This window comes from Bradyrhizobium brasilense, from assembly GCF_029714345.1.
GTDB classification, from domain to species: Bacteria; Pseudomonadota; Alphaproteobacteria; order Rhizobiales; family Xanthobacteraceae; genus Bradyrhizobium; species Bradyrhizobium australafricanum.
The window spans coordinates 6,764,171-6,783,605 of sequence record NZ_CP121669.1; the positions used below are offsets into that span (position 1 = coordinate 6,764,171).

Genomic DNA, 19,435 nt, shown 5'->3' on the forward strand with positions numbered 1-19,435 from the left:
GCGGGCGGAACGGGCCAGAACCCGGAGCGCTTGTCCGCCGAAGCCCGGTTGGGCTTTGGCGGAAAGCGGAGGGCCGAAGCGGCAGCGGAGGATGGCGGAGGCCGGCTATTTTGCTTCGCGATGCAAAGCGCGCTGGTCGAATCGCTGGCGTGCCTTCTCATCGCCTGCGCGCGGCGGAAAATAGCCGGGCGCAGCCATTGCCGGCCCGAACCGCTTGCCGTCCGATCGCCCTCTAGAAGGCCGTGGTCGCGTGCCCTTCCGGCATTGGCCCAATCTACCACCGATCCATCGCGCTCGATCGAACGATAGCGGCTTTTTCCGCGGCCGGCGGGAGCGAATGCAAGAAGCGAACGACATCTTCTGGTACGAGTTGAAGCCGCAACGCTGCTCGGAGCGCTTCAGGGCCTAAGATGTGCAGATCTTCATTGAAGTCGCCCAGCCGAGGCGACAACGCGATCGCTTCGACGCCGGCATCTTCCGCGCGCTGGGTAAGGTTAGCCTGTACGGCATCTCCGGCAGCATCGGCGTCCCGGGCGATATAGAGCCGACGTAGCCCAGACGGCAGCAACATGGCCGAGAGGTGATTGGCCGACAGCGCCGCTGTCATCGGCAAGGTCGGCAGGACGTAACGCAGCGACAGCATGGTCTCGATACCCTCGCCGGCCGCGAGCACGTCGTCCGCCAGGCCGAAGCGAACGGCATTGCCGAGCAGGTCGCCCATGGCCCGTCGTGGCGTGTCGACAGGAGCCTTGCCGAGCCGGACGCGATCAAATCCGTCAGGATCGAGCCAGGTGCGATGCACACCGAAGATCCGCCCAGCGAGGTCCGTGACGCAGGCGATCATCGCTGGCCATGTTTCGGTCGGCAAATGCTCGTCCGGTCGATAGTAGCAACGCGGGTGAAAGCGCAAGCTGCCGCCATGGTGGATGCGGGCTATTCCGCGACGCTGCAAATAAGCTTCGACCACAGTCCCGTCGATTGGGCTGGACATGGCAAAAAGCCGACGGGCGGCTTGCTGCGATCCGGCCAGCACGGCTGGACCCACCCGTTCCGGGGTAGGTCGCCGCTCGGAACGAGGCAGCTTCAGAAAGCGTCTCGCCTCCTCGGCCACCTCGCGAAAGTCTCGCAAGGCCAGACTTCCGCGGATGACGTCGAGGAGGTCACCATGTTCTCCGGTTGCGGCATCGGTCCATTTGCCGGCGGGCCCCTTCGGCGATTCCTGGAGCCGTACGAACAACGAACGGCCCGGCGTGTTGCGGACGTCGCCAACCACCCAGTACCGTCCGGCCCGCTTACCATTGGAGAGATAGTGCCGGCATACCGCCTCGGCCTCGCGCGCGAGGCGGCGTGCCAATTCGGAGGCGTTGCGGGGCATCACGCGGCCTCCCTTCCACCGACGCGCGCGACCGGGTAGCTGTCGAGCACCTTCGCCAGGACCTCCACGCCGCTTGCGTCCGTGGGCACGAACATGCGGAGCTTCCAGGAGATGATCTCCCCGAACAGACCATAGGCCCGCAGGCGATCGCGCATGGTGTCGTTGAATCCCGACAGTTCGATGCGGGTTGCGCCCATCAATCGGACACGGCGAAGCTGGAGGTCTTCGGCAAGATCGAGGGCGATCCGTCCCTCCATCAGCGCGGCAAAGGCAGCGTCCGGCGTCAATGTAGGCGCATCCGCGGCAAGGACGTTCGCGACCCAGGCGGCGGAGACCTTGCGGCCGATGATGCGTTCGCCCGCGTCGGTCTGAAGCCGATAAACTCGGCTTGATTCGTTCGGCAGCCGCTTCCAGATGGGTAACAGCAAGCCGGCCACGACGTGGATCGTACTCTGAGTGAACTCGGGTAGCTCGGCGAGCTCCGCCATCCAGGCGGCGACAAAGCGTTCGCGATCCGATTCGGCCCAATGGCTTTCCGCCATCATGTTGAGGGAGACGCTGTGCTGCTCCATCGGCCGTATCAGGCGGATGCGCCGCTCGATCTCGCCATCGTCGAGCATGAAACTTGGGGCCGGGAGTTGCACGGCCGCACGGGCCGAGCGTTCATTGAGCAACGGAATCGCGCGATGATCGGAAAGCCGAGCCAGAGCGTCATCAAGGCTTAAGGGATGATTGCGCCAGCGCTGGGTCAGCGTGAGCAGGCGGGTCTGCGCCCCCGTGCCGGAATGGGTGTAGATCGTCCGCCGGTCGGAGACGACAAAGCTCTCGGCGCGGAGCGTTTCCAGCCCAATGTCATAGGTGCCGGAAGCAACCGCGCCCTCGATCCGAGCCGTCAAGAGCTGTTCGAAGACGGTGAACAGGACGTTCTGTAAGTCGATGGTGAGCGCCAGCAAACGATTGAGGAAGGTCGTGATCGGCGGCAGGTCGTCCCTCAGCCCATTGGCATCGGTCAGCTGCAGGCCGGTCGCATCCTCGAACCTCTCGAGCGAGCAGCCGTCGACCTTGCCGCGAACGAGCAACGTGTAGAGTTGACGCAAGGCATCACGCCCGTACCGGCTTTCGAGATTGTCCTCCGGCCGGAACAGGCCCTGCCCTCCAGTCTGGCGCTGACCGCGTGTGATCGCACCCAGCGTGTCGAGCCGGCGCGCAATGGTGCTGAGAAAGCGCTTTTCGGCCTTCACATCTGTCGCGATAGGACGAAACAGCGGCGGCTGCGCCTGATTGGTCCGGTTGGTCCGGCCCAGCCCCTGGATCGCCGCATCGGCCTTCCAGCCGGGCTCGAGCAGGTAATGGACCCGCAACCGGCGATTTTGGGCCGAGATTTCGGCATGGTAGCTCCTTCCCGTGCCGCCCGCGTCGGAGAATACGAGGATGCGCTTGACGTCATCCATGAAGGCCGAGGTTTCCGCGAGGTTCGCCGAGCCCGCTCGGCTCTCGACCACCAATCGGTCATGCTTGCGAACGATGCGGCGCGAACGGCCGGTCACTTCGGCGACCATGTCGGTGCCGAAACGCTGGATGACCTGGTCCAACGCCCCAGGAACAGGCGGCAGCGAGGCGAGCTTTTCGATCAAGCGATCGCGGCGCAAGACAGCCTCCCGGCTCTCGACCGGTTGGCCGTCGCGATAGACAGGCCGCGAGCAAAGATTACCCTGCGAATCAGTGAAGGGCTCGTAGAGCTGCACCGGGAAGGAATAAGCGAGATAGTCGAGGACATACTCGCGAGGCGTAATGTCGACCTGGACGTCGCCCCAGTCTTCGGTCGGAATCTCGGCCAGCCGACGCTCCATCAGTGCTTCGCCCGTCGAGACGATCTGAATCACCGCGGCATGGCCAGCGTCGAGATCACGCTCGATCGATCGGATCAGCGAAGGCGTCTTCATCGAGGTCAACAGATGCCCGAAGAAGCGCTGCTTGGCGCTTTCGAAGGCGGATCGCGCCGCCGATTTGGCCTGTCCGTTCAGCGTTCCGGTTTCGCCGGTGATGTTGGCGGCCCGCATCGCGGCGTCGAGATTGTTATGGATGATGCTGAACGCGTCAGCATAGGCGTCGTAGATGCGAACCTGCTCGGACGTAAGCCGGTGCTCGACGAGTTCGTACTCGACGCCCTCATAGGACAGCGAGCGGGCGGCGTAGAGACCGAGTGCCTTTAGATCACGAGCCAGGACCTCCATGGCCGCCACCCCACCCTCCTCGATCGCCTCGACGAACTCGGCGCGCGTGGCGAATGGGAAGTCCGCGCCGCCCCAAAGCCCGAGGCGTTGCGCATAAGCGAGGTTGTGCACCGTGGTGGCGCCCGTCGCCGACACATAGACCACCCGGGCATTCGGCAAGGCGTGCTGGAGCCTCAGGCCCGCGCGCCCCTGCTGAGAGGCCGCCTGGTCGCCGCGCTCGCCCTTGCCCCCGACCGCATTCTGCATGGCGTGGCTCTCGTCGAAGACGATCACTCCGTCGAAGTCGGAGCCCAACCATTCAACGATCTGGCTGACACGCGAAAGCTTCTCGCCGCGCTCGTCGGTGCGTAGCGTGGCATAGGTTGTAAATAGGATGCCTTCCGAAAGCCGGATCGCCGTCCCCTGGCGAAACCGGGACAGCGGCGTCACCAGCAGGCGCTCCATGCCGAGCGCCGACCAGTCGCGCTGGGCATCTTCGATCAGCTTGTCGGATTTGCTGATCCAGACCGCACGGCGGCGGCCCTTGAGCCAATTGTCGAGCAGGATCCCTGCGACCTGCCGTCCCTTGCCCGCGCCGGTGCCATCGCCCAAGAACCAGCCACGGCGAAAGCGGATGGCATTCTGAGCGTCCTCGCACGCGGCAGCCACAACATCAAAGGTCGGATCGACCGTCCAGGAGCCTGCCAGGAATTCGGAATGTGCTCCGCCGGCATAAATGACGCTCTCGAGCTGAGCATCCGACAGAAGTCCATCTGTCACCACACGTGGCGGCAGATGCGGACGGTAGGTCGGCTTCGGTGGCGCGACGGATGCCATCGCCGCGGACTGCACGAGTTTGGTCGGATGTGGATGCGATCCGGAAATCCGGATCGACTGCAATTCGTACTCCTCATAAAGCGCATCGGTCAGTCGGGCGCCTTCCGGCGGCGACCATGCGACTGTCTCGTAGTTGAGCTCTACGCCTCTTGGCGCCACACGTCCCGACGCGGATGATGGACACGGTACAGCGGCGACGGTCGATCTTGCCTTCGCTGGACGACAACGCATAACGTCGACCGCAACCGGCGTAGTGACGACGGGTAGCCTCGAAGGCACATGCTGGACCACCCAGTCAAATAAGGTTGCGACATCGCTCGCCATGCCCGGTGAAGCGGGAAAGATTTTCGGATCAGCCGCAGGCAGCTTGTCGATCACAAGCAGCCTTGTGTCCGTTTGTGTCCCGTGCCTGGCGTAGACGGCGCCGTCAATGGCGGCAGAAAACGCAACCCGCCCGCGCTCCTGGAGACGAACAAAGGCTTCCGTCCATGCCGGATTATCCGGCGCAAGGCTCTTGCCAACGATGGCGACAAGACGGCCGCCGCCGCAAAGGCGTGCCAAGGCTGAGGTGATGTGCCGGAGAGCTGCGTCCGGCATCGGTCGTTCGACATTCGCCAGCGCCGAGAACGGCGGGTTCATCAAGACGACGCTCGGAGCGACACTCGCCTCAAGGTGATCATCGATCTGGGCGGCGTCGAAGCGGGTGACCTTAAGGTTGGTGAACAGCTGATCGAGCAATGTCGCGCGGGCCTCGGCCAACTCGTTCAACACCAAGGTGCCGCCCGAAAGCTCGGCAAAGATAGCAAGCAAGCCTGTCCCCGCCGAGGGCTCGAGAACGCGATCGGCAGGCGTAACGCCCGCCGCCACAGATGCAACAAGGCCGAGCGGAATCGGCGTCGAGAATTGTTGAAGTGCCTGGCTATCCTCGGAACGCCGCGTATGGGTCGGCAGACAGCTCGCGATCCTTGCGAGCATCGGCAGCATGGCGGCCGTCGAACCCGCCTTGGCGCGCATGGCCGGGCCGAACTTGCGAAGGAAGAGAACGGTCGCCGCCTCGCAGGCGTCATAGGCGGTCTTCCAATTCCAGGCACCGGCCGCGTCCGGGCCGGCGAAGGCAGCCTCCATGGCGCTGCGCAGGACGGCGGCATCGATGCGACGACCGCCTTCGAGCTCGGTCAAGAGCTGCTGTGCGGCGCGGAGCGCCGCAGAGGTGAGATTTGCAGCGGCACGCATCGAGAGCGGCGCGGCGGCGGCGCCGCCGGTGAGAGATTCGGTCATGGCAAGGATGTCTTTCGGAGAGCGGGAATGGGTCGAGCCGGCTGGCGCTCTCTCTGGACCGTGCCGGCTCAAACCCGTCCCGGCCGCTCTCTGCCTCTCAGGAGGCGGCCGCGCGCCTTCACGCCGCGCCACCACATTCGGCCGGGCGACGTGGAGCGCCCTGCCGGTCTCAACCGCGTGACCTGAGCGGTGACCCCCTCGAGGAGATCGTTCGTGGACTTGCCGAGGATCTGATCGGCCGAGATTACAACGACCGCGCCGCCAAACCGTCGGCATGCATCCGCAAACAAGCAAGGGAGGAAACGGCCGATACATGCTCCAGCGTCGGCGAGCGCCGCACAATCCAGGATGACGTCGTGAGATCGAGATCAACGTCATGTGGGCGGAGGTTCGCCGGCTGCAAACTGTGCCAGATTCGACAGAGCAGCAATCGTTCCGGCGGGCTCATTTCCGGCTCGCCGATCGCCTGCTGGCCATTTGTGCCTCCGCTGAAAGCCGAAAGCCCGGCATGAAGCCGGGCGCGGGATGAGACGTGCGAAGGAAGGCGTGCGGGACGGCCGGAGCCGTCCCGCGATAAGGCGTCATTCGGCGGCATCGAGCTGTGGTTCAGCCTCGTCGCCACCGTCCTTCTGCCCTTCGTTGGCAAGGAATTCGGGCAGCGAGCCAGCCTCCTCTTCCTGTTCGACTGGCGAGGCGGTGACATCGACGAGGCGCAGCAGCTCCGGCAACCAGCCCGAACCCTCGAGAAGACGCTCGGCCTCCCTGGCCATCTCGGTCTTCTTCAGGTGATCGATCAATTGCGCGGACGATTCACCTCGCGCCTCCCGCACCGCCTCCAGGATACGCGGCTTGGTGACGCGGCCGAGATAATTGTCAACGGTCGGTCTCCAGCCGGACTGAACCATGTCGAGGCCGACAGCGCGCGCCAGCACATCGGCCTGGTCGAGCCGAGAGCAGACGCCATGAGCACAGACACGGCCCTGATTGTAACGGTTGGCCGGTTCCTGGACGGCGTTGACCGCAAATGACGCACAGTGAGCGAACAGGGATGCCTGTGCGGCACCGTCAAGGGCCGTGAGCGCATCCCAGAGATCGTTCTCGCTCTTGGGCAGCCGGGCCTTCCAGGACTCGTGCCGGGCCTCAACTGCCTTGGCAGATGCGCTTTCCCTGAGCCCGGGGGCTTGAGCGGGAAAGGTCGGCGTGCGAAGTCCGATCTCCAGACATGTGCCGGACGATCCGTACCGATAAAAGGCCGTGAGCACGAAGTTGTGCAGCACCGCCTGGAACGCGATTGCCGGATGTTCTGCCAGCGCGTCCCGTAATGCCAACGTGCGATGCGCCGTCAGTTCGGTGATGAGCCGATCCGGCAGCGGCCTTGCAACGTCCTCATCGTTCTCCTCCGGCTCGGTCGATGCACCGGCAAGCGAAATCGTCGTGCGCTGGACCGATGCACCGGGCTCCTGCCCTTCGGTCACCGCTGCATCAGTGCCTCGCTCACCTTCGACACCGGCCGCAGGCACCTCGTCCTCCGGTCGGACATAACCCCGATTGACAGAAAGCCGCCCCTCGCAATCGATGCTGACGAAGACGCCGGCCCTGGCCATCTGGTCCGGCTCGAAGATGTCAGGCCGGTCGTTGAACGCTTCGAGCGCCTGCTCGAGTTCGCCGAGCCGCGCGTCCACCTCACCGGGCAGTTCGTCAGCGTCTTCAAATCTTGTCTGAAGCGCGTCGTATTCCGCCTGGATGGCATCGAAGCGCGCCTGCTCCTCGGCGGTGAGAGCCGCCGGGTCTGCGTCGAGCCGACGGAGGTCGTGGTCATGGCCATAGGGAAGGCTGGCGGCGGTCACCTCTATCCACTTCCAGCCTTCGGCGGCGATCGCCTCAGCTTCCGTCCGCAGCTTCTCGGCCACGAGACGCTCCAGCAACGCAACGTTCTCGAGCCAGCCGCCGCCATCTTCTTCGAAGAGATCGCGCATCACGCCGCCGCCGGCCGCTTCATAGGCGGCGAGTCCGACAAATCGGGCGCGCCTTTCGGACGCCCGCACCGCACGCTCGGTCAGGAGGCGCCTGATCTGATACGGCTCGTCATAACCCGACTTGTTGACGGTCTCCCAGACCTGTTCCTGCCGGCCGTGATCGGCGGTAACCGAGAACGCCATCAACTGTTCGAGCGACATGCCGTCGTCGGCGTAAACCTCGAGCAGCTTCGGGGACACCGCCGCAAGCCGCAGCCGCTGCTTCACGACGTTGACGGATACAAAGAAGATGGCAGCGACATCTTCCTCGGACCGCCCTTGCTCGCGCAGGGTCCGAAATGCGCGAAACTGATCCAGGGGATGAAGCGCGACGCGGTGCACGTTCTCGGCGAGCGAGTCCTCTTCCGCGGTGATCTCGTCACCCATGTCACTGACGATGCAAGGGACCGGCGCGGTCTTCGCCAGGCGCTTCTGCTTGACCAGGAGCTCAAGCGCGCGATAGCGACGACCTCCGGCCGGCACCTCGAACATGCCGGTTTCCTGGCCTTCGCCGTCGAGGACAGGCCGGACGTTGAGACTTTGCAGCAGGGAGCGCCGGGCGATGTCCTCGGCGAGATCCTCGATCGAGATGCCGGCCTTGAGGCGCCGTACATTGTTCTGGCTCAAGATGAGCTTGCTGAAGGGAATGTCGCGCGAGGGCGACAGCTTGATCTTCCGAACGGCCTTTGCCATGTCAGTTTCTCCGAAACGGGCGGCCGGGAGCCTCTCTCTCGGCCTCCAACCCGTTCACGAACATGCCTGCCCCTCTCTCGCTCTCGCTTTCTTGCGGGCGCAATGGCGGTTGTTGGCGGCTGCCGCGCTATCGGAAAACTGAGTTGCGCCCGAGCTCGGATACGATCCAGTTCACCTCTCGTTTTCGAAGTCGAGGTCACGTGGGCCGAAATTGTAAGCGTGTATCGCGGCACTTGACGTTCATCTTTCGGTGGCCCCGCCAGTTTTGTCGACGACGCTACCGTCTCCGAGCCGCCGCGGAATTGTCGGCCCGCGACGGACATCAACGTCTTCCCGAGAGGCAGCGCCCCCCCCCGAACTGGTGACCCGGAAAAGCGTAGCCAAGCCGGAGAACGGAATCCCCGGCCTGGGCGCAACTACGCCACGCGGTCGAGCAACTTCTTGGCCTTGGCCTCCATGTCCAGGCGGACATCCTGATGCGGCCTGTCGCGCGCGACGGCGGTGATGCCCTGCACGAAATCGAAGATGCTTTCAGGCGGGCGGCTTTCCTCCGCCAGCACCGCCTCAATCACCTTGCCTGTCTCGGCCTTGGAGAAGCCGCGGCGGCGCAGAAACTCGGTGCGATCCTCGTCGCTGCGTGCCACGATCCGCTCGCGGGCGGCCTTGATGCCGTTGACGAAGGGCATGGGAGAAGAGTTGGCGAAGTTCAACAGTGCCGGGGCTGCCTCGTGAGCAAAGCGCGAGGCCGCGTATTTGGAATGGCGGATGGTCATCTCCTCGAAATCTTCCACGCCCCACAGATTGCGATTTTGACAAACCGCACGAAGATAGAAGCTGGCCATGCCGAGCGTCTTCGCGCCAACTTCCGAGTTCCAGCAATAGAAGCCTCGGAAATAGAGGTCGGGCGAGCCGTCCCGGAGACGACCGGCTTCGATCGGATTCAGGTCATCGACCAGAAACAGGAAAACGTCCCTGTCCGATGCGTAGAGGGTCGTCGTGTCCTTGGAAATGTCGACGCGGGGATTGTAGATGCCACTTGACCAGTCGAGCGCACCAGGCACCTTCCACCGTGTATCGCCTGTGCCATTGCCAGCGATGCGTTGTACGGCCTCAACCAGCTCGTGGTCATAGATCCGGCCATAGTCAGGACCGGTGACAGCGCGAAGCTCGATGCGACTATCCTCGGTCTCGAGCGTTTTGATCTGCTCGACGCGATTGGCGGTCAGGCCATATTGCAGGTTGATTGCTGCGAGTGCCGCGGGGAGCTGCCGCAGGTAGGTGGCCGGAGCGCCAACCTGGCTTGCAAGCTGGCCGAAGCTCCAGTGGGTCGGGGCGACCGGCGTGTCCGAGCCGGGCAGCAGCAAGGCCAGGCGCTCAGGATCGGTACGGCTCGCCTCGACATGGATGAGCGCGCTTTCGACCACGCGCGTCCGGCTGCGGTCCGCGCGCTCGCGCACCGTGCAGGCCAATTCGTTGAGCGACAGATAGCGCTCATCCGCCGGACGACAGAACCACTCCGAGGACACCCGACCAACGCGCTCGTCGCGGCTCACGTCCACTCTGTAACCGAAACTGGGGTTGCGGCTGGCATCAACAATCTGCGTATTCATGGGAGCAATCTCCATGACGGGCGCCGGAAGACTCTCCTCCGACCCTCAACCCGTCATGGCCAAGGCCGCTCCCCTCTGCCTCTCCTGTCTCGCCGGTCGCCACCGCCAACGCTTAACACGCGCGACCAAGGTCCACCACCAAGGCCCACGACCAAGACCCACGCCCAGGACCCACGACCTCCGGCCGCGCCGCAGCTTCCGTCAGGGATGGAAGCCCGAAGGGTGAAAACCCGGCGCAAGCCGGGGTTTCAGCGCCAGCCGACAGCCCGGTCCCGCAGGGAGACGGCAATAAACTCGGCCAACGCTTGACAAGACATCTAACCGGAATCGTAGAAGGCGGCTCGATAAAGCTCCTCGATCTTCGTGACTTCGTCTGGCGTCAACCGGGAGAATTCGTTGTCACGGGCGCGCTTTGACAGTCGCCCTTCATTCTGTTGCCAGAATCCAAGCAGGCTGTTGAGGGTCCGCTGTGGCATGTCGATCATGTTTTCGACGCCCGAGCGGAATGTATCGAAGCTCCGCAAGAACCGGGCTTGCCTCGGAAGATCCTGTTCGATGGTCCTCTGCACGCATGCGTAGAGAAATTCCGCGTGCGGCGTTGCATCGAAGAAGCGATAGAAGTCAGCTGTATCGTTCAAGACCTCGATGTTGCCCTGTGGGGTCGTTTGCCATTCGATGCATGGAAGCAATCTACGCGAATAGCTTTCTAGCACGTCCTTGTATTCGCCGATGTTGTCGAGAATGGCTGCTGAAACAGGAAAATGGATCCCGGCAGGATTGAATCCGCGCCGTGCCAGAACATGGTGCATCAGGTAACGGTGAATGCGGCCATTACCATCCTCGAACGGGTGGATGTAGACGAACCCGAAAGCCAGCACGGCGGCGGCAACGACGGGATCAAGCTCATTTTCCGCCGCCTGATCGAACGCGATCAATCCGCGCACGAGGCAGGCGATATCTTCCTGACGCGCGCTGATATGGTCCGGAACAGGCCCTTGGGTCTCGCGGTCATGCTCGCCGACGAAGCCGCCTTCGCTACGGAAACCGAGTCTTACGAAGCGCTCATCGCCAATGACGATCCGCTGCAGGCGCAGCAACTCCGCCTCATCGAGCGGCGCCCGTCCTGCTTCGCCGATGACCTTGCCCCAGCGCTGGATGCGATCCTGCGGCGGTCTCTCGCCCTCGATGACATAGCTCGACTTCGAGTCCTCGAGGAGAAGGAAGGCCGCGGTTCGCGCGAGCAGATCCTTCGGGACCTGGCTGACCACGACACGGGCGCGCTCCTTGAGGTCCTGTGCAACAAATTCCGTCAGCGCTCTCGTCTTGAACACGAGCGGGCAGAAGTCCGACGTCCCTGGCAGATTGTTGCGGACGCGATGCCGTATCGAATTCTGCCCGGAGGTCGCAAACTGGGTTCGGTATCGACGGCATCGACATAGGAGACCTTGTCCGCCGTGGGCAGATTGAGCATGCGTCCCAACAGCCATTCATAGAGAAACCAGATGCGACGCGTGTAGAGCCCGGTCGGCGTCCGCTTCACAAGCTCCGCAATCTCGTCCTCCCGCACGGCAAGGAAAAGCCGCTTCAGGATGGCGAGGTCTATTCCTTCGTTCTTGAGCGCGAAAGTCAGATGTCCCTCAAGGGTCGGCGCAGGCGCATGACGCGGCGTGTAGATGCGCCATCCTGCTTGCTCAAGGATGCGGTGCTTCGTTCCGACGGCGGAAAGCACGTGTGGGACCGGGACGGGCAGCTGGTAGGCATCAATCAGCGCTGCGTAGCCGGCGGGAGTCGCGGCCTCTGGCAGCCTCCGATCACGAAAAACGCTCACGGGACCTGAAAACATTACTCGCATTGGCTCAATCCGTGACAAACATTCTCACTCGTGAATTCCACTCGCCAGCTCGCCTTCGGGCCAAAATCAATGTGAAAAACATTCACAACCCATTGCACCAATACGCGGCGCCGGGAGCATCGTCCGCGTAGCGGCAAGCGGAGGGCTCCCGTTCAACCGCTCAATGGGCTGGATTCCGGCACATTGGGCCCAAGCCGCACAGTTCCCGATCTTCCCTATCGGTTCCAGCCGTCCTTGCTGAACGGGAACCCGAACGGCACCATCGTCGGCCCGGGAGAGAAACAGACTGAGAGGTGAAGGCCAACACGCGCCTCTTTTCTCTTGGGGCCGCGTCCGATCGGACAACGGCGGAAACGATACGAATTCCTCGCGCAGGCCGGGACCAGGCAACTTTCCAGGAACAGAGCGAGAAGCTCGCAAGGTCATTCAATAAAGCTCGCTCATCTTCTCACAGTCGAGCGCGAGCGGCCGGCTGTTTGCGCTTTTGCAATTCGAGGACGAGAAGGTTCTTGCCTAAAGCCCAGGCCCGCCTTCGCCGACTCGCTCCGCCTCGCAGAAGGCCGCGCTTATGCGCGCATAGGCGGCGACGAACGCACCGGTGTTTGAGGCCGCTAAAACGCGCGCAAAACCTGCGCTGGGCCGGCGCCGGAGGAGCCGGCCCAGATCGATCCGTGCAACCCATCCAACAGCGAGATATTCTCGCTGGCTCGCGCAGAAAGAAAGAACCCCGCCCGATAGATCGGGCGGGGCTCTGAAGCATCGAGGCTCACTCGCCGTTCTTGCGCGGGCGCGACCACAGCAGCGTATAGCCCTCGCCGCCTTCGTCGTCGAACAGGTTCGCGTAGATCGGTGCGTTGAACGAGGGATCGTCGAGCTTGAGCGAGAGGTAATCGCGGCCCTCTTCGGTACGCTTCGACCAGGCTGCGCCGATCTCGGCCCGGCCCACATAGATGCGGTGGCTCGGAGCGTTGTCGTTGGAGCGGTTGGTCTCGGCGACGATGCGGACGCCCTTGGCTTGCAGGCTCAGGGTGACAATCTCGCCCTGAAAATCGTTGCCCAGCTTCTTGAAAGAACCGATGTTAGCCATGTCACTTCTCCTGTTGTGTTTCGAGCCCGCGACCACCGCGGCCTCGATGGCGATCTGAAGGCCGAGGACGATCGGCGACGCACCCGCGTTCCAAGGGCCGGAGCACAGCGGAGGACGCCGTTGAGGCGACTTTCTTGTCTCGCGAGGAATGGGCGAAGCCCAGGGGAAGAAAGTCGCATCAACGGCGTTGCGGCTCAGACGATCGAGGCGAAGCCGGTCTTCGGCCAGATCAAGCCATCAAAGAGGCCACGTGCGTCCGCGTGCTGAAGCGCAATCTCAAGGAGAAGACTGGCCAATCTCGGTTCAGCTGCACAAGATATTGGAACGATTCCGCGAAGAAAGAGAAACAATCTGCCGCAAAGGGCGGTATCGTCCGTGAACGAACGATCGAGAGCGCACAATCCGCCACCGCGACGAGTGGGCCAGGCCGAGATTGCTGCAGCCTGGTCGAAGCGTACCGAAGAGGGCCGTGTTACTTCTCGCTCTCGTCACCTTGCCCCCGCATTCAACGAACCAGGCGAACCTATTCGACGAGGAAAGTGACGAGGATCATCCCCGCGTGTAGCGGCCGTGAGAATGGTGGAGGCGGTTGCGCCAGGTCTAGCCGGCTCGAACAGGCGGACTTCCGCGAGCAAGAATGGCGGACTGATCCTCGAAACTGCACAAATCGCTTGAACCTCACGCCGCGTCAGGGCGTAGCCTGGAAACTGTCAGTAATCTTGGAGACGCGAAGCATCGGACCGGGACGTACCACAAACCAAATGACAGAGCTGGTGTGGGCGTCATCGTGAATGTCGCGAGCGTTCATACCCTCAACGCGATGCGAAGCGCAGCGGCATTAAGCCACAATCGCTCCCTCGCAAGCAATTCGATTCAGGAGACGTGGATGAAATTAGCGAAGACCTCTGTAATCGCATGCGGCCTTTCGGCTTTCCTCGCATACTCCGTCATTGCGCAAAGCCTCGCCACCGACGCCAGGGCACGCAAAGGCATGCAAGATGGCGCACAGAGTGGCATGAGCGACGACGACGATTCCTCGCCCAAGCTCAGGACCGCGGGCGGGAAAGTTTGCAGGAAGTCGACCAAGGGCGCGAAGGGTGCGGCCGGCGGCAACGCACCAGACAAGGAGACTGATTAATCCGCAGCCAACAGCACACCCGGTCGGTCGCAAGCGACACTGACGCGAGGCCGTGTCCGGGTAAACCTCCACGTCCGCAGGTTCAGCCGCACCAAGATGAACTGTGACGGTCGCCGATCTTCAAGGAAGACGACGAGGACGAAGAATTCAGCCATTTAACTCGCGCGTTTTGGCGTGGCCGCCCGACAGAAGCCACGAAGAGCCCTGATCAATCGCGGCACAACGGCCGCAATGCTCAATTTCCCGATCGAAGGGGAGCAGATGCAATGAACCCGATGCGTCGATCGTTGTGCACGATAGGATTGATCCAATCACCTCGCGATCTCGACATTGGGTACTGCCTCTCCGATCTCGTACGACCGCGTCAGGTTACCGACATTCATGTTCGGACGCCACCCGAGTGGTTGGCTTCCGCGGCGTGAAAAGGCGCAGCTTTCTTGGCCTCTCGTCGTTTCTTCACAGTCTGGCACGCCGGTTGCTGAGTGATGCACGGCTTGGTTGCTCAATCACGACCTCCTGAGGCCCAAGCCGCTTCGTAGCGCAACTCGTGCGGGCGGATCTCCCGCCGCCCGCACGTTTTTCATGGCTTCGACCCAGAGCCGCGCTTCATGAGCTTGTGCTTGGCCCGTGACGAGGCTGCGCGCTTATCTGGCACGCGAGTTGCTCGGAAGAGGATGGCTTGGCCCTCATGTATCGCGCCCCCCAGAGATGGCCAAGCTTCCACCCAGACTAGCGCGGGTGGTCCCCCAAGCCGCCCGCGCGACTTTCCATTCGCCGCGGGTCTGCCGAGATCGGGCCCGGCGAAACGCTGTGGAGATTATCGGCATGATCCGTGGAGAACTTTAGAACCCCAAAAGCGAGCGCTCATAGGCCAACCACTCACAGTTGCTATGCGTTGTGATGGCGAACGGATTGGACGTCCGATGCGTCTTAAGTATTGAATACCGTGGGCGCAGCAGCAGCATTAGCGATCGGCGCGCACGATGCTCTCGATGTTGCGCCTAACGTCGGCATCATGCTTGGCGCATTATTGATTGTCGCCTTTCCGGCATCGGTGATCGCTAGCCTTTTAAGTTGCCGTCAACGGCGCGATGACAGAACCGGTTGATGATCGCCTATTACTCTTAGATTTCTGCCGGCTCGACCGACATGGCTACGCCGGCGCAGCGCTATGCCCCCCGGCAGGAGCCTTCGTTCCGAGAGCTCACGATGCGCGGCTCTCGTGACTGTCCGACACCAAGGCAATTTGTCGCGGTCTTCCGCTCAGCCGCGACCGAAGGTGGGAGGTTCATCTCCAGGAGCTGCGCGCGCGAACTACCAAACCGGCCAGGAGATCCGATGGTGACGCCGAGCGCGGCGAAGCACGGCGGATCACTCGCAGGAAATGATTCCAGAACCGCTGTATCAATCACGTCGTCAAGGGCTGCTTGGACTATGGTCGCTCTCACCTCAGGTAAGCTTCAGGGGGCGGGCCGAGGCGCAACAGGAGATAGGAACCCCTTCCACATTCGTCTCAGCCGGGCCCAACAAAGACATGGGTAGGGCATTGCAATTTTCGCCAGTGTCTGGAAGCCCTTGAAACGATACGACACGCTTCTAATTTCATGGGTAGCCGCGCAGCAATTGCACGGCACGATTGGGCGCCTGGTACAGGGCCCGGTCAGCAAGCACCCGGCAGTGTCCGGGACGCTCTTATCCATGTTGCTCAAAGGAGAATATGGCTATGACCACGCTTGATCTTGCCCCCTTGTGGCGATCGTCGATCGGGTTCGATCGTCTGTTCGACCTTCTCGAGGACAACTCCGGCCGATGGACCGGCGGGGACAATTACCCGCCCTACGACATCGAACGTGTCGGTGAGGACCACTACCAAATCTCGCTGGCTCTTGCCGGCTTCACGCCTGACGAGGTCTCCATCACGGCCGAGCAGAGCACGCTGACCGTCGAGGGTCGCAAGGCCGAAAAGGGCAGCCATCAATATCTCTATCAAGGCATCTCTTCGCGCCCGTTCCGACGGACCTTCAGTCTGGCCGAGTACGTGCAAGTGAAGGGCGCCTTGTTCGAGAATGGCATGCTCAAGATCGATCTGGTTCGGGAGGTTCCCGAGGCGATGAAGCCGCGCCAGATTGCGATCGGCACACGTGATGATCACCAGCAAGGTGAGAACAAGCAGGCGGCATAACACCGCCTGCTCGGAATTGATTTTTGCGGCGTGGCTTCGCCGCGTCGCGAAGCTTTGGAACAAAAGAAAAGGAGAAGCTCTATGGCTATCACTGATCTGATCCCCTGGGGCCGCGGTGGTGATCTGACCACCCGTCGCTCCGAAAACTACAATCCGGTTCTAACCCTGCACCGGGAGATGAACCGGCTATTCGATGATGTCTTCCGCGGCTTCGATGTCGCGCCATTTGGCGGCCGCTTTCTCGAGCAGTCGATGAATTGGCCGAGCATCGAGGTCAACGACAGTGACAAGGACGTGAAAGTCACGGCGGAGTTGCCAGGTCTCGACGAGAAAGACGTCCAGATCGAACTCGCCAATGGTGTGCTCTCGATCAAGGGAGAGAAGAAGACTGAGACGGAAGACAAGGATCGCCGGTTCAGCGAGCGGTACTACGGCAGATTTGAACGGCGCATCCCGATCGAAGACGTGGACCAGGACAAGATCTCTGCTGCGTTCAAGAACGGAGTTCTGACTGTCACCATGCCAAAGCTGCCGCAAGCAGAATCCAAGGTGAAGCGTATTGCGATCAACTCGAAATGACACAAATCGATGGGAGCGGTCTCCGCTCCCGTCCTGCTTCCAATAAGAGCGGCCGGGGGTGTGCCCGACCATGGACACAAAGCGGAAATCCAGTTTTGCAGGCGCTGCGGATGTTGTTGCGCATGCAAAGATCGCGGCTCAACACATCGAGGAACTGAAAGTCGCCTGTGCGAATGGAGATAAGAGCGCGGCCCGCCGCTCGCTGCGCCAGGCTATCAGCGAGCTCGAGCTGGCGCGCGCTATGGTGCGGACCGGTATTGATTGAGTCCGCGCGGACTGGGAGAAACACGGCTTGCTGAGGAGCAGACTGCCGTTCATGTGTTTGCTAGTGTTTTCGATGAGGTCTGGATAGCCGCTGCAGCACACGATCGGCAAGCCCGGCTGCTGCCGTTGAAGCTCAAGTCCGACGTTGAGTCCAGAAACGCCGGGCATCGCCAGATCAATAATCGCCACATCGATCGCTTGATGAGAAAGGGTCGACAGCGCGGCATCCAGATTGTCAGCTGCGATCGGGCGGTATCCGAGATCGTCAAGCATGTTCCGTGTCGTTTCGAGCACGCTCGCGTCGTCGTCCACAGCAAGGACGTACTCCCGTGCGCCCATGCAAGGAGTGCCCAATTGGCGATCTTCGCCTCATACAACTGCACTGGTCGATCGGGGCAAGAGTATTCGCACGGCAACCGTAGACCTGCGACAACCCAAGTTCCGTTCCCTTGCCGGGCTCCTTGGACCGGGCGCTCCTTGGAACAGGTAAAGGCCAGCATAGTTGCCAGCCCATAGTACCGAGATAGGTAGGCCCGGCAGGCGACCGCGGCCGCTCTCGGCTCTGGGCGGTGCTCTCACAAGGCGGTCCGAATTGATGCCAACCCTCCCCATGACTGCGGCCGGTCATGCCGCCCTTAACGACGAACTGGCCGACCGCACTAGAATCAAGCGGCCTCATCTTGCCGAGCGCATTCAGCAAGCGATTGCCGACGAGCCCAACCTTATTGAGAATTCGGAATATCAGGCTGCGTTGGGCGAGCAAAGGCTCAACGAAGCTCGCATAGCCGAGTTAGAAAGCAAGCTTGCACGTGCAGAAATCATTGATGTGTCAAAGCTCTCCGGCGAGACCATCAAATTCGGCCCGACGGTCACGCTGACGGACCAGGACACGGGCGAGGAGCGAATTTGCCAAATCGTTGGCGAGCCGGAAGCCGACCCGGCAAAAGGCAAGATCTCGTTCAGTTCCCCGCTCGCACGGGCGTTGATAGGCAGGTCCCAAGGCGCAGTCGTAGCCCTAGAGACTCCAGGAGGCGAGAAGAGTTACAAGATTGAGCAAGTTAGGTGGCTTCCCTAAGAGCAGAAGAATAGTCTTTATAGCAAATGATCTTGCATTGACCGGCAAGTACCCGCCTGTGCGAAGCCGTTGTCTTGACCCCGTTCCATCAGTGCAGCAGACGAGTGGATGTGCTGCTTGCCTGGACGGGCGGAGCAACTTTCACAACGGCGGAACTGGTTTGACCACCCCGCACGATGGTGAGCTTCACATCTTGACCGACACGCGCCAGGCCGATCTTGTTACGAAGTTGCGACGCGGTGCGGATCCGACGGTCGTCTGCCATGACAACAATATCGTCCTTCCGCAAGCCGGCCCTTGCAGCCGGAGAGTCTGCCGCGACCTCTGCGATCACCGCGCCCTCGTTGCGCCCTTGTTTGGTCGACGGTTGGAGTTCGCGCAGTGAAACGCCAATGCGGCCTCGCTCAACGTGTCCCTTATCTACAATCTGCTCCATAACGATCCGGGCCATATTCGCGGGAATTGCAAAACCGATCCCGACATTCCCTCCGCCCGGCGAAATGATCGCAGAGTTGATGCCGACCAATTCGCCGTGAAGATTTACCAATGCGCCCCCGGAATTTCCCGGATTGATCGCAGCGTCGGTCTGGATGAAGTCCTCAAAGCCTTCCTTGCTCAAGCCAGTGCGACCCAGCGCACTGACCAGGCCGGACGTGACAGTCTGGCCGAGACCAAAGGGATTGCCGATCGCGAGCACGAAATCCCCGACCTCAAGCGCATCACTGTCGCCGAAAGGAAGCGCCTGAAGGCCGGCAGGGTCTTGGATCTGCAGCACTGCAACGTCAGTCGGCGGGTCGCGCCCGATTACCTTCGCAGTTAACTGCCGGCCGTCCTTGGTCGTAATCCGAACGACCGAGGCGCCTTCGACAACATGATTGTTGGTCAACACATAGCCGCGCCTGGCATCGACGATGACTCCCGAACCGGTCGAATTGATTTCCTTCTCGACCTGCTTGGGAATGTCGAAAAACTCACGAAAGAACGGATCGCGGTAAAGTGGATTGTCCTCACGGACACGGCCGTGCACGGAAATATTAACAACCGCGGGTGTCACCTGTCGAACTACCGGCGCCAATGTTGGCACAGGACCACCCGTCTTCAGGTCTGGCACTTGAGCTACTGCCGGATGAGACACGCAGAGCACAACAACCAGAAGCCATGCCAATATTGTTCGACGTCCTAACATTTCAATTGTCCTTGGAATCACCAGGCAGCGGGAGAATCGCCCGTTGCAATG

13 protein-coding genes are annotated in these 19,435 nt (G+C 61.9%); 4 read left to right on the forward strand and 9 right to left on the reverse strand.

Annotation, left to right across the window (positions count from 1 at the left end):
* Positions 1-274: 274 nt before the first annotated feature.
* The 7 genes from QA635_RS31580 to QA635_RS31605 all read right to left on the reverse strand — a co-directional run bounded on the left by QA635_RS31580 (position 275) and on the right by QA635_RS31605 (position 12,960).
* Positions 275-1,375 carry a DUF7146 domain-containing protein gene (locus QA635_RS31580; protein ID WP_283063555.1) on the reverse strand — a complete coding sequence of 367 codons (1,101 nt, stop codon included), beginning with the start codon at positions 1,373-1,375 and terminating at the stop codon, positions 275-277.
* Positions 1,375-5,703 carry a strawberry notch-like NTP hydrolase domain-containing protein gene (locus QA635_RS31585; RefSeq protein ID WP_283071934.1) on the reverse strand — a complete coding sequence of 1,443 codons (4,329 nt, stop codon included), beginning with the start codon at positions 5,701-5,703 and terminating at the stop codon, positions 1,375-1,377. Before QA635_RS31585 ends, QA635_RS31580 begins: the two co-directional genes overlap by 1 nt.
* A gap of 581 nt (positions 5,704-6,284) precedes the next feature.
* Positions 6,285-8,411, reverse strand: a complete 2,127-nt coding sequence (locus tag QA635_RS31590; protein ID WP_283063556.1) for a ParB/RepB/Spo0J family partition protein — start codon at positions 8,409-8,411, stop codon at positions 6,285-6,287.
* 416 nt (positions 8,412-8,827) lie between these two features.
* Positions 8,828-10,021, reverse strand: coding sequence for a DUF932 domain-containing protein (locus tag QA635_RS31595; RefSeq protein ID WP_283063557.1), 1,194 nt, complete (start codon positions 10,019-10,021; stop codon positions 8,828-8,830).
* Positions 10,022-10,338: 317 nt separating this feature from the next.
* On the reverse strand, positions 10,339-11,352 hold the full coding sequence (locus QA635_RS31600) for a Fic family protein (protein ID WP_341850396.1): 1,014 nt from the start codon (positions 11,350-11,352) through the stop codon (positions 10,339-10,341).
* Positions 11,331-11,873: a hypothetical protein gene (locus QA635_RS41590; RefSeq protein ID WP_341850397.1), complete on the reverse strand. Its 543-nt coding sequence runs from the start codon at positions 11,871-11,873 to the stop codon at positions 11,331-11,333. Before QA635_RS41590 ends, QA635_RS31600 begins: the two co-directional genes overlap by 22 nt.
* A 766-nt stretch (positions 11,874-12,639) precedes the next feature.
* A complete protein-coding gene (locus tag QA635_RS31605; protein WP_283063558.1) occupies positions 12,640-12,960 on the reverse strand; it encodes a DUF736 domain-containing protein in 321 nt (106 codons plus the stop codon).
* Positions 12,961-13,846: 886 nt separating this feature from the next.
* On the opposite strand from QA635_RS31605, the gene QA635_RS31610 reads away from it, so the two are divergent.
* The 3 genes from QA635_RS31610 (at position 13,847) to QA635_RS31620 (ending at position 16,859) form a co-directional block, all read left to right on the forward strand.
* Complete coding sequence (locus QA635_RS31610) at positions 13,847-14,098, forward strand: hypothetical protein (RefSeq protein ID WP_283063559.1); 252 nt, start codon at positions 13,847-13,849, stop codon at positions 14,096-14,098.
* A 1,723-nt stretch (positions 14,099-15,821) separates the two neighbouring features.
* Positions 15,822-16,280: an Hsp20 family protein gene (locus QA635_RS31615; protein ID WP_283063561.1), complete on the forward strand. Its 459-nt coding sequence runs from the start codon at positions 15,822-15,824 to the stop codon at positions 16,278-16,280.
* Between the two features lie 81 nt (positions 16,281-16,361).
* Positions 16,362-16,859: an Hsp20/alpha crystallin family protein gene (locus tag QA635_RS31620; RefSeq protein WP_283063563.1), complete on the forward strand. Its 498-nt coding sequence runs from the start codon at positions 16,362-16,364 to the stop codon at positions 16,857-16,859.
* A 138-nt stretch (positions 16,860-16,997) separates the two neighbouring features.
* Here the strand turns inward: QA635_RS31620 and QA635_RS31625 are convergent, their stop codons facing one another.
* Positions 16,998-17,396, reverse strand: a complete 399-nt coding sequence (locus QA635_RS31625; protein ID WP_283063565.1) for a response regulator — start codon at positions 17,394-17,396, stop codon at positions 16,998-17,000.
* 319 nt (positions 17,397-17,715) lie between these two features.
* Between QA635_RS31625 and greA the strand changes: the two genes are divergently transcribed.
* Positions 17,716-18,198, forward strand: coding sequence for a transcription elongation factor GreA (gene greA, locus QA635_RS31630; RefSeq protein WP_283063566.1), 483 nt, complete (start codon positions 17,716-17,718; stop codon positions 18,196-18,198).
* 88 nt (positions 18,199-18,286) lie between these two features.
* On the opposite strand, the gene QA635_RS31635 is transcribed toward greA, so the two are convergent.
* Positions 18,287-19,384: a trypsin-like peptidase domain-containing protein gene (locus QA635_RS31635; RefSeq protein ID WP_283063567.1), complete on the reverse strand. Its 1,098-nt coding sequence runs from the start codon at positions 19,382-19,384 to the stop codon at positions 18,287-18,289.
* Positions 19,385-19,435: the final 51 nt, after the last annotated feature.